Source organism: Burkholderia sp. Ac-20392 (assembly GCF_017104585.1).
Lineage (GTDB): Bacteria > Pseudomonadota > Gammaproteobacteria > Burkholderiales > Burkholderiaceae > Burkholderia > Burkholderia lata.
In genome coordinates this window covers 1-9,527 of the sequence record NZ_JAAGPB010000342.1, presented here as the reverse complement: position 1 = coordinate 9,527, position 9,527 = coordinate 1, and the positions used below count along the sequence as shown (strand labels likewise).

Below are 9,527 nucleotides of genomic sequence, written 5' to 3'. Positions count from 1 at the left end.
GAGCGCGTCGAGCGTGACGGCGGAAATCAACATGCAGGCCGCCAGTGCGGCCAGTGAACGCTTTGCCATACCTACTCCATTTGTTTCGTTAAACTGATCGATTTGAAATCCTGTCCTGCCCGCCGGGCGCCCTGCACCGGTTCAGTTCAGGTTGAACGAGAACGGAACCTGAACGCGAACCGGCTGCCCCTGCGCCGTGCACTTGAATCGCTTGACCGTGTTGTAGGCGGCGCGATCCAGGATCGGATCGGCCGACTGCGCCACCCGGACGTTGGTGATGTTGCCGTCCGCATCGACGACGAATTCGATCGTGACGTCGCCGGTGATGTTGTTTTCCTGCGCTTCCTTCGGATACTGCATCGATGCGCGCATCTGGTCGGAATTCGGACAGACCACCCCGACCTCGTGGCTGACCGCCTTCGCCACCGGCGCCGGCGGCGCAACCACCGGCGCCTGCACGGCCGGTGCGGACGGCACGGGCGCGGCCTGATGCGTGATCGTCGCTTGCGGCGGCGCCTGCACCGGCACCTCCGCGGGCGGCACGAACGGCGGCGGCGGCAACGTCGCTTTCGGCGGCGGCAGCTTGACCACCGGCAACGGTGGCGGGGGCGGCGGCGGCTTCACCGGCTCGATGATGCGGGTTTCGATCGGATGCTGAATCACCTGCACGACCTTGGTCGCGAGGCCGTTGACGAGCGCGTAAACCAGCAACACATGCAGCAGCAGCACGACCGCGATGCCGCCGAACCGGCGCACCGGGTTCTGCTGTTTCCCGCCGAACTGCCGCGGGCGCCCGGGCATCGCCGGCCCACCACCGGACGCGAACACACCGTCCTCGATCTTGATACCCACCTTCAGCCCCCCAATGCGAATGTCGCCGATGCACGATGCCCCACGGCCCGGACGGCGGCAGTGTTTGATTCAATACCCAGAAATCAGCATTACTTATTCCGGAACATGCGTTTCCCGCCCGCCGATCGCTCGACACGGGAAAATCACGGCTTATCGAAATTGATTAGATTCCGGAAAATGAAGCGGATGCCCGTCCGCTCGAACAGCGGCCGGCGGAGCGCAGCCCGACCTCGATCACATGGGTCGAAATGGAAGATATTCGAAAATGATTGAATACCTCAAAAAAACCGCCGCTCCTTGATTGCGAACGATATCAAGAAAAAATTTTGACCGTCAAACTTTTTTTGATGAAACACTCAAAGTTTGACTGGATCAAACTTGCCTCGCTTATTACTCAAACTTTAAAAGTTTAATCACATCAAACATTCCCAATTTCGGGGCATCCGATAATCCAGACAAGTTTGATCACATCAAACTTTCACACTATTTTATTTGCCCTGAAGCGATGTTTTCCGAAGCGGGATTCCGCTCGAATGGCGCCGATGTCCGGTTGACGGACGTCGCTGGCGAACCACGGTTTCACGCACCACGCATTCCGCCGGACACCACGCGCCTCGTACATTCCAGCGGATTTCATGCCGCGGCTCGAAGCAGGCGGCCAATCCGACGGTCGTCGCGCAGGTTTTACGCGCGGCGATCGGCCGATACGCAAAGCAGCCCGGATGGCGCGACCTGTAGCGAATGACCGGCTGCGACGCGACGCATCGCGCGAAGCCAGGTGCTTTTCCTGTTTTCAGCGGATAAATTGAATAAGCCAGTCATTTCAATTTACTTACTCCCGGCCACATCAATATACGTAACGATCATTTGCCGGACCAAAAGTCGATCGATAAAGTCTCTCGCCACGCCACCGGCCATTACTCCCGAATACGGCATCTGAAAGAAAAATCGATTCATTCAACCGATTTCAGATCGCACCCGTCATTCCGGGAGCTCGAATCAGACGCTGGAATTGCGCGGACGAAAGGGAGTTGCGAGTCGCCATGCCGCCGTAAGCGGCATGGATGCCCGGCAACTGCCAGCCATTGAACCTGCTCGCCAACCTACTTGAAGATGCAAAACACGTCGCTCTATATCAAGAGAGGGAGCGCGATTGCGCTCTGCCTGTCCGGCCTCGCAACGACCTGGATGCCCGCCGCCGCGCAGGAAGCCGCGTCGAGCACAGCCGCCGTCGGCGCGCCGCCCAACCCGGCCAGCGCCGCCGCACCGGCCCGCAACGAGGAAACGACGCAAAAGCCCGCAGCCGCATCGCTGAAAACGTTCGTCGTGACGGGGTCGCGCATTCCACGCTCCGAGAAGGAAGGGGCAACGCCCGTCACCGTCATTACCGGTCAGGAGATCGAATCGAAAGGGTACCGAAACGTCTTCGACGCGCTCCAGTCGCAAACCCAGAACACGGGCTTCACGCAAGGCGCCGACTTCGGCAACACGTTCACGCCGGCCGCGAATGCGCTCAGCCTGCGCAGCCTGGGCCCGAACCACACGCTCGTCCTCGTCGACGGCCGACGCGTGGCCGACTACCCGATCGCGTACGACGGCAACGTCAACTTCGTGAACCTGGCCAACATTCCATCGGCGATGATCGACCGGATCGAAATCCTGAACGGTGCGGCCTCCGCCGTATACGGCTCGGACGCGATCGCGGGTGTGGTCAACATCATCATGAAGAAGCACATCGATGGCATCGAGGTCAACGTCAAGGGCGGCCGAACCTGGGACGGCGGCGGCGGCAACGGCCGGCTTCAGGTGTCGGGCGGCAAGGAATTCGGCGCGTTGAGCACGGTGTTCGGCCTCGAGATCAGCAAGACCAATCCGATATGGTCCGGGCAGCGCGACTTCATGTCGGCGTCGACACTCGAAGGCGAAACGCCGACCAAGACCTGGGCACGCCAGAACCTCGACACCGGCCGCTACGTCGGTGCCGCCGGCGCGTGCGGCGCGCTCGCGGGCATCGGCGCATTCGGCGGCACGTCCACCGTCAACACCCGCAATGGCGCGTACTGCGGTAGCGGCGGCGCGCAGCCGTCGTACTGGACGACGCAAACGAACAACGTCAGCGAGAACCTGTACGGCGGCGTCGAATACCGGCTGAGCGATCTCGTCACGCTGTTCGGCTCCGTGTCGACTGCCTGGAACCAGACGGAGAACAACACCCGCGGCCCGAGCTGGACGTCGGCCGCGGCGACGACCGGCTACTTCTTCAATCAGGAAACCGGGGCGAACGAGGCGTGGACCAAGCGCATCTCGCCGCAGGAGATCGGCGGCGCATCGGTGTGGAACAAGCGCTGGGACGACGTCGCGGGCAACCTGATCACCGGCCTGCGCGGCAAGCTGCCCGACAGCAGCTGGAACTACGAGCTCACGTACAGCGCGTCCGGCTACCAGAGCCGCGCGACGGCGCCGCGCCTGTTCTCGAACGTCGACCGCTATTACCTCGGCCCGCAGCTCGGCACCGCGGCCGACGGCGCTCCGATCTACGCGCCCAGCGCCGCACGCTTCGCGACCCCGCTCACGCCGAACCAGTTCGCGTCGATGTACGGCGAATCGACCAGCCGGAACAACACGTGGACGCAGACCTTCAGCCTCGCCGCCAACGGCAACCTGTTCTCGCTGCCCGCGGGCCCCGTGCGCGCCGCCAGCGTGATCGAATACGGCACGCAGGGCTTCAGCAACGCCATCGACCCCGCGCTCAATCAAGGCGTGTACTACAACTCGGCCGGCGCGACCGGTGCGAGCGGCAATCGCAAGCGCTACGCGGCCGCGCTCGAGCTGCGCATCCCGATCCTGAGCCAGTTGACCGCGAACGTCGCCACGCGCTATGACGACTACTCGTTCGCCGGCACCCGCAACAACAAGCTCACGTACGACCTCGGGCTCGAATACCGGCCACTGCGCGAGCTGTTGCTGCGCGGCAATTACGGTACGAGCTTTCGTGCACCGGACATGAATTACATCTTCATGAGCCAGTCGAAGGGCTATTTCGAATCGACCACCGACTACTTCCGCTGCAACCAGTCGGGGAAATCGCTCGCATCGTGCGAATACGCGAACGTGTCGCCGGGCTCGAACTTCATTCAGAAGGGCAATGCGAACCTGAAGCCGGAAAACGGCAAATCGTGGGGTGCCGGCTTCGTGCTCGCGCCCACGCCGGACATCGACCTGTCGGCCGATTACTACAACATCCGCATCGACAATCTCGTCACGACCATCGATCCGGACAATCTGCTGCGGACCGAATCCGCCTGCCGCACGGGGCAACTGAGCGCCAGTTCGCCCAACTGCGTGGATGCGCTGAGCCGCGTGATCCGCAACCCGCTGACGGCCGTGCTCGATCCCGGCGCGATCAACACGATCCTCGTGAACCCGATCAACGCCGCGATGGAAAAGACGACAGGCTTCGACCTCGGCGGCAAATGGCGCGTGCGCGCCGGCCGCGCGGGCACGTTCCTGTTGAGCGCCAACTTCACGAAGGTCCTCAGCCACCAGTACCAGCAATATACCAACGGCCCGGTGCAGGATCTCCTGCATTCGCTCGCGAACCCGACCGGCAACCCGGAGTGGCCGGACAAGCTCACGATGAGCCTGACCTGGTCGATTCCGAAGTGGACGTCGACGATCCAGGTCGAGCGCTACGGCAAGGTGCCGAATGCGGCCCAGACCGCGTACCTGACGCCGACCACGCTCGCGAACCTGAGCCTCTCGCACCAGTTTTCGCGCGACACGTCGCTGACTTTCGTCATGAACAACGTGTTCAACACGATCAAGCACGACGATTCCGCCGGCTGGCCTTACTACACGGTCGGCTACTACATGCCTTACGGCCGTACGCTGTGGCTGGAATTCAGCCATCGCTTCAGTTGATCCCCGCCCGTCCGCGCGGGCCGGCGTGCCGGGGCCGCGATTCAGCGAAACCCTGGAGCGCCGGCTGCCGCAATCGATGCGGCAGCCGGTGGTTAACGGCGACGCCACGCGCAAAGCCTGCCCGGCATCCGACGAAGTGGATGCCTTGCCGGCGAATGCAACGCGCCACGCATCAAGCAGTTGCTCCGCTCAACCCGTGCGCCGCTCGTGTGCGCCTTCGCCCGCGGTCCCCTCTTCCGCCAGCCGCCCCGCATAATCCCGCACGAACTGCGCGGCAATCCGCCCCGACCGCGCACCGCGTTCCAGCGCCCACTGCAGCGCCGGTTCGCGCGCCGCGCGAATCTGCTCCGCATCGAATCCGGCCTCGCCAAGCCGGCTGTCGACAACGGCCAGATACGCATCCTGCGTGAACCCGTAGAACGTCACCCAGATCCCAAAGCGCTCGGACAACGAGATCTTCTCCTCCACCGCGTCGCCCGGATGCAGCTCGCCGTTCTCCGCACGCGACACGTTCGCGTTGTCGCTCGCCTGCTCGGGCATCAGGTGGCGGCGATTGGACGTCGCGTACACCAGCACGTTCGACAGGTCGCTCGCGACCGAGCCGTCGAGCACCGTCTTCAGTTCCTTGTAGCCGGTCTCGCCCGCCTCGAACGACAGGTCGTCGCAGAACACAATGTACCGCTCGGGCCGCGCACGCACCAGCTCGACGATCGCCGGCAGATCGCTCAACTGCTCCTTGCCGACCTCGATCAGCCGCAGCCCGTGCGGTGCGAACGCGTGCAGGCACGCCTTCACGATCGACGACTTCCCGGTGCCGCGCGCGCCGGTCAACAGCACGTGATTCGCCGCGAACCCGCGCACGAACTGCCGCGTGTTCCGTTCGACGATCGCCACCTGTCGCTCGACATTGCGCAGCGCATCGAACGCGATGAGCGCGGGCGTCGCGACCGGTTCGAGCGGCGGCGTCCGTGGCCCGCCGTCGAAGCCGCGCCAGCGGAATGCGACAGCCGCATCGAATTCGACCGGCGCCGGCTGCCCGGTGCCCGCCAGCGCTTCAAGCGCGGTCGCGATCCGTTCGAGCTGGTGCGCGAGCGCCGGCCCCTCCACGGCTGCACGCGCATCCGGCAGCGCAGCCATCAGGTTCTGCATGTCGCGATCGCCGCTCATTGCCGCACTCCTTGCGATGCGCTCGCCTGGAACGGAAACCGCTGCGCGATCGCGACGCCGACGAGCGCCACGCCGCCGCCGATCAGGTGATACAGCTTCAGCGATTCGCCGAGCAGCACGATCGCGCCGCCGGCCGTCATCACCGGCAGCAGGTTCATGAACATCGCGCAGCGGCTCGGGCCGAGCAGCCGCACGCCCTGCATCCACAGATACGGCAGCACCACCGACGCCAGCACACCGGCATACAGGATCAGCGGCACGCTCGCACGCGTCGGCCACGCCGCCTGCGCGGGCAACCGCAGCAGCATCGGCACCATGAACACGAGCGCGGCGAGCGCCTGCACGTAGGTCGACTGCCACGCCGGCAGCGCGCCGATGCGCCAGCGCTTGAGCAGCACGCCGTACAGCGCATACGCGGCCGACGCGGCCAGCATCAGCAAGTCGCCCGTATGCACGCCACGCGCGGCGATCGTCGTCGGATGCCCCTCGGCGATCAGGTAGACGACACCCGCGAGCGACAGCACCCCGCCGCCGATCATGCCTACACTGGGCGGATCGCCGAGCAGCAGCGAGCTGAGCGCCATCGTCATCAGCGGCACGAGCGCCGTGATGATCGCCATGTTGGTCGCGCTGGTCGTCTTCGCGGCCTCGTAGGACAGGCTCTGGAACAGCGCCATCGCGAGAAAGCCGAGCACCGCGAGCTTCGGCAGGTGCGCGACGAGCGCCGCGCGATTGCGCCACGCGGGGCGCAGCGTGAACACGCTCATCAGCGCGACGGCGAGCAGCAGCCGGTAGAAGGTGATCGCCGACGGGTCGATCGTCGACGCCGACAGCTTCGACACGACCACGTTGCCGGCCCACAGCGCGATCGCGCAGAAAGGAAACAGAAATGGGGACTTGTTCATCGCGTTTGACGGATTAATATCCTGACAGGGGTCTGGCGTGGATGGGAACGCCATCGTGCCCGCCCGACCAACTGCCTGTCTCACGCCAAAATGTCACGACTTGTCGCGAATCGGACACTCGAGTCCACGCCGCCCGGTGCCCACCTGCGCTTCGAATCGACGCCGATGCCCGTTTCGGCGATGGCGGCGACGTACGCGCACGGCACGTCGATCGCGCCGCACCGCCATCGCCGCGCGCAGCTGCTCTATGCGATCGAGGGCGTGATGCACGTGCAGTCGGAAGGCGCGTCGTGGGTCGTGCCGCCGACGCGCGGCGTGTGGCTCGAAGCCGGTCTCGACCACACGGTGCAGATGAGCGGCGACGTGCAGATGCGCACGGTGTTCGTCGAGCCGGGCGCGGTCGAGCACCTGCCCGCGCGAAGCTGCGTCGTGGAAGTGCATCCGCTGCTGCGCGAGCTGATCCTCGCCGCGGTCGACGTGCCGCTCGACTATGCGCCGGGCTCGCGCCACGATCACCTGATGCACCTGCTGCTCGCCGAGGTGACGGTCGCGCCGCTGCTGCCGCTGTACCTGCCGTGGCCGCACGACCCGCGCCTGCGCACGATCTGCGACGCGCTCGTCGCCGCGCCCGACGACCTCCGCACGATCGCCGAGTGGGCCGACCTGCTCGGCCTGTCGGTTCGCACGCTCCATCGCGCGTTCCGGCGCGAGACGGGGCTCAGCTTCCGCCGCTGGCGCGAACAGGCGCGGCTGCTGCTCGCGCTCAAGCGCCTCGCGCACGGCGAGAAGGTGCTGACCGTCGCGATGGATCACGGCTACAGCAGCCAGAGCGCGTTTTCCGCGATGTTCAAGCGGCATTTCGGCGTGTCGCCGTCGGCGTTTTATGCGTAGGCACGGCCGCCGTGGGCGATAGAATCGCGCCCATGAATACGAACATCCCGCACCGTTCGTCTGCATCGACGCACGAATCCCCTGCCGTGAATACGCTCACGTGGGAACACACGCCGATCGTCGATATCTGCGCCGTTCAAGCCGGCTACGGCCACCTGCTCGTGTTGACGACGGACGGTTCGCTGCACGGCGTCGATCTCGATACGGGATGCCGTACGACGCCATGTTCGGTGCCGTTGCCGCCACTCCCGCCACCGACGGGCCACACCGCGTTCGGCACACCCGCTTATCGCCTGCACGCGTCGCCTGACGGCCGGTACGCGGCGATCGTGACCGACTACGGGCGGCACGGCCTCGTCGTCGACGTCGCCACCGGCTCCCCGACGATGCAACTCGACGGCGGCGACTACTATCCGCATACCGTCCCGTTCAGCGCGTGCTTCCTCCGTCATCGCGACCGCACGATCTTCGTGCACCGCACCGCCTGGAACCGGCTCGATGCGGCCGACCCTGCCACCGGCGCATCGCTGACCGCGCGCGACATCGCGCCGTACGCCAACGACGAGCGGCCCGAACACTATCTCGACTACTTCCACGGCCGGCTGGTGCCGAGCCTCGACGGCAGCCGGCTGTTCGATGACGGATGGGTCTGGCAACCCGTTTCGATCCCGCGTGCCTGGTCGGTCGACGCATGGCTCGACGCGAATCCCTTCGAAAGCGAAGACGGCGAATCGGTGGTCAGCCTGACCCAGCGCGACGACTGGGACACGCCTGCCTGCTGGATCGACAGCCGTCATATCGCGTACTGGGGGCTCGCCGACTGGGACGAGGAGGAATTCGCCGAAACCGGGCAGGACGCCGGCGTGCGCATCCTGGATGTGACCGAAGCCCTGCAGTCGAACGACCGGCGCATTCCGATGGCGACCGAACCCGATCGAATCGGCGCCCTGTTCAGCGACGGCGCATCGCTGTATGTCGCGACGCCCGACGGCACGACGATCTGGAGCATTGGCTCGGGTACGCCGCTCGGTACGCTGCCGGGCTTCGTCGCGCGGCGGTACGATCCGGTACGCGGCTCGCTGATCGCCTTCGACGCCGGCACGATCGCCGAATACCGGTTGCCCGTGCCGGCCGCGCACACCGCATGACGCGCGCCGCTACCGCGCCGCAATCCCCGCGATGAACAACACGCACGCGGCTGCCGACGCCACCGTGCGCACGTGATTCCACATCGTCCAGTCGTGCACGTAGCGCGTCCACAGCGCCGCGCCTTGCGCGGTCGACGGATCGGCCGCGGCGAGCGCATCGTTGAGCGGCACGTTGACGGCCATCGTCACCGCGAACATGCCGAACACGTACAGCGCGCCACCCGCGACCACCATCATCGCGCCCGGCTGCTCGCGATTGAACAGCGCGAGCACGACCAGCGCAAGCGCCATCAGCGTCGTGACGAGGAACAGCGGCATGAACGGCGAACGCACGATGTCGACGTTGATCGCGTTCATCGCGGCCAGGCCGGCCTGCGGCGCGATCCGTCCGAGCGACGTCATCACGAATGTCGAGAACGCGAAGTACACGCCGGCCATCAACCCGCAGCCGATGGCCGAGCCCCACAGCAAGGCGGCGGTCACGAACGCGATCATGATCGTGCGCTCCACACGCCGGTGGCGGCCGTCGGGCAGGTCGCCGGAATCGACGAGGTTGCCGTTCGACAGCAGCACCGGGTACGCGGCCTTGTCGGCGCGCAGCGTCACCGTGTACGACGCCATCACGTCGGGGCGATCGAGGAAG

7 protein-coding genes are annotated in these 9,527 nt (G+C 65.5%); 3 read left to right on the top strand and 4 right to left on the bottom strand.

All coding sequences use genetic code 11. The features are described 5' to 3' along the window. Positions 1 to 141: 141 nt before the first annotated feature. Complete coding sequence (locus G3N99_RS28175) at positions 142 to 846, bottom strand: energy transducer TonB (RefSeq protein ID WP_174933731.1); 705 nt, start codon at positions 844 to 846, stop codon at positions 142 to 144. Positions 847 to 1,965: 1,119 nt separating this feature from the next. Between G3N99_RS28175 and G3N99_RS28170 the strand changes: the two genes are divergently transcribed. Next, positions 1,966 to 4,773: a TonB-dependent receptor gene (locus G3N99_RS28170; RefSeq protein WP_206124027.1), complete on the top strand. Its 2,808-nt coding sequence runs from the start codon at positions 1,966 to 1,968 to the stop codon at positions 4,771 to 4,773. Positions 4,774 to 4,962: 189 nt separating this feature from the next. On the opposite strand, the gene G3N99_RS28165 is transcribed toward G3N99_RS28170, so the two are convergent. Beyond that, positions 4,963 to 5,910 carry an ATP-binding protein gene (locus tag G3N99_RS28165; RefSeq protein ID WP_206124026.1) on the bottom strand — a complete coding sequence of 316 codons (948 nt, stop codon included), beginning with the start codon at positions 5,908 to 5,910 and terminating at the stop codon, positions 4,963 to 4,965. A gap of 26 nt (positions 5,911 to 5,936) precedes the next feature. Continuing rightward, on the bottom strand, positions 5,937 to 6,845 hold the full coding sequence (locus G3N99_RS28160) for a DMT family transporter (protein WP_041492427.1): 909 nt from the start codon (positions 6,843 to 6,845) through the stop codon (positions 5,937 to 5,939). 90 nt (positions 6,846 to 6,935) lie between these two features. Here G3N99_RS28160 and G3N99_RS28155 point away from each other — a divergent pair, with 90 nt between their 5' ends. Together G3N99_RS28155 and G3N99_RS28150 are read left to right on the top strand one after the other, a co-directional pair. Next, positions 6,936 to 7,736 carry a helix-turn-helix transcriptional regulator gene (locus G3N99_RS28155; protein ID WP_039362607.1) on the top strand — a complete coding sequence of 267 codons (801 nt, stop codon included), beginning with the start codon at positions 6,936 to 6,938 and terminating at the stop codon, positions 7,734 to 7,736. A 32-nt stretch (positions 7,737 to 7,768) separates the two neighbouring features. Next, entirely contained in the window at positions 7,769 to 8,884 is a 1,116-nt protein-coding gene (locus G3N99_RS28150; protein WP_206124024.1) for a hypothetical protein, read from the top strand. A 9-nt stretch (positions 8,885 to 8,893) separates the two neighbouring features. Here the strand turns inward: G3N99_RS28150 and G3N99_RS28145 are convergent, their stop codons facing one another. Continuing rightward, positions 8,894 to 9,379, bottom strand: coding sequence for an anthrone oxygenase family protein (locus tag G3N99_RS28145; protein WP_206124025.1), 486 nt, complete (start codon positions 9,377 to 9,379; stop codon positions 8,894 to 8,896). Between the last annotated feature and the right edge of the window lie 148 nt (positions 9,380 to 9,527).

Excerpts from the sequence above, each read along its gene's own strand:
- G3N99_RS28150 (WP_206124024.1), top strand. The coding sequence starts at position 7,769 with ATGAATACGAACATCCCGCACCGTTCGTCTGCATCGACGCACGAATCC.
- G3N99_RS28165 (WP_206124026.1), bottom strand. The coding sequence starts at position 5,910 with ATGGCTGCGCTGCCGGATGCGCGTGCAGCCGTGGAGGGGCCGGCGCTC.
- G3N99_RS28155 (WP_039362607.1), top strand. The coding sequence starts at position 6,936 with ATGTCACGACTTGTCGCGAATCGGACACTCGAGTCCACGCCGCCCGGT.
- G3N99_RS28170 (WP_206124027.1), top strand. The coding sequence starts at position 1,966 with ATGCAAAACACGTCGCTCTATATCAAGAGAGGGAGCGCGATTGCGCTC.
- G3N99_RS28145 (WP_206124025.1), bottom strand. The coding sequence starts at position 9,379 with ATGATCGCGTTCGTGACCGCCGCCTTGCTGTGGGGCTCGGCCATCGGC.
- G3N99_RS28160 (WP_041492427.1), bottom strand. The coding sequence starts at position 6,845 with ATGAACAAGTCCCCATTTCTGTTTCCTTTCTGCGCGATCGCGCTGTGG.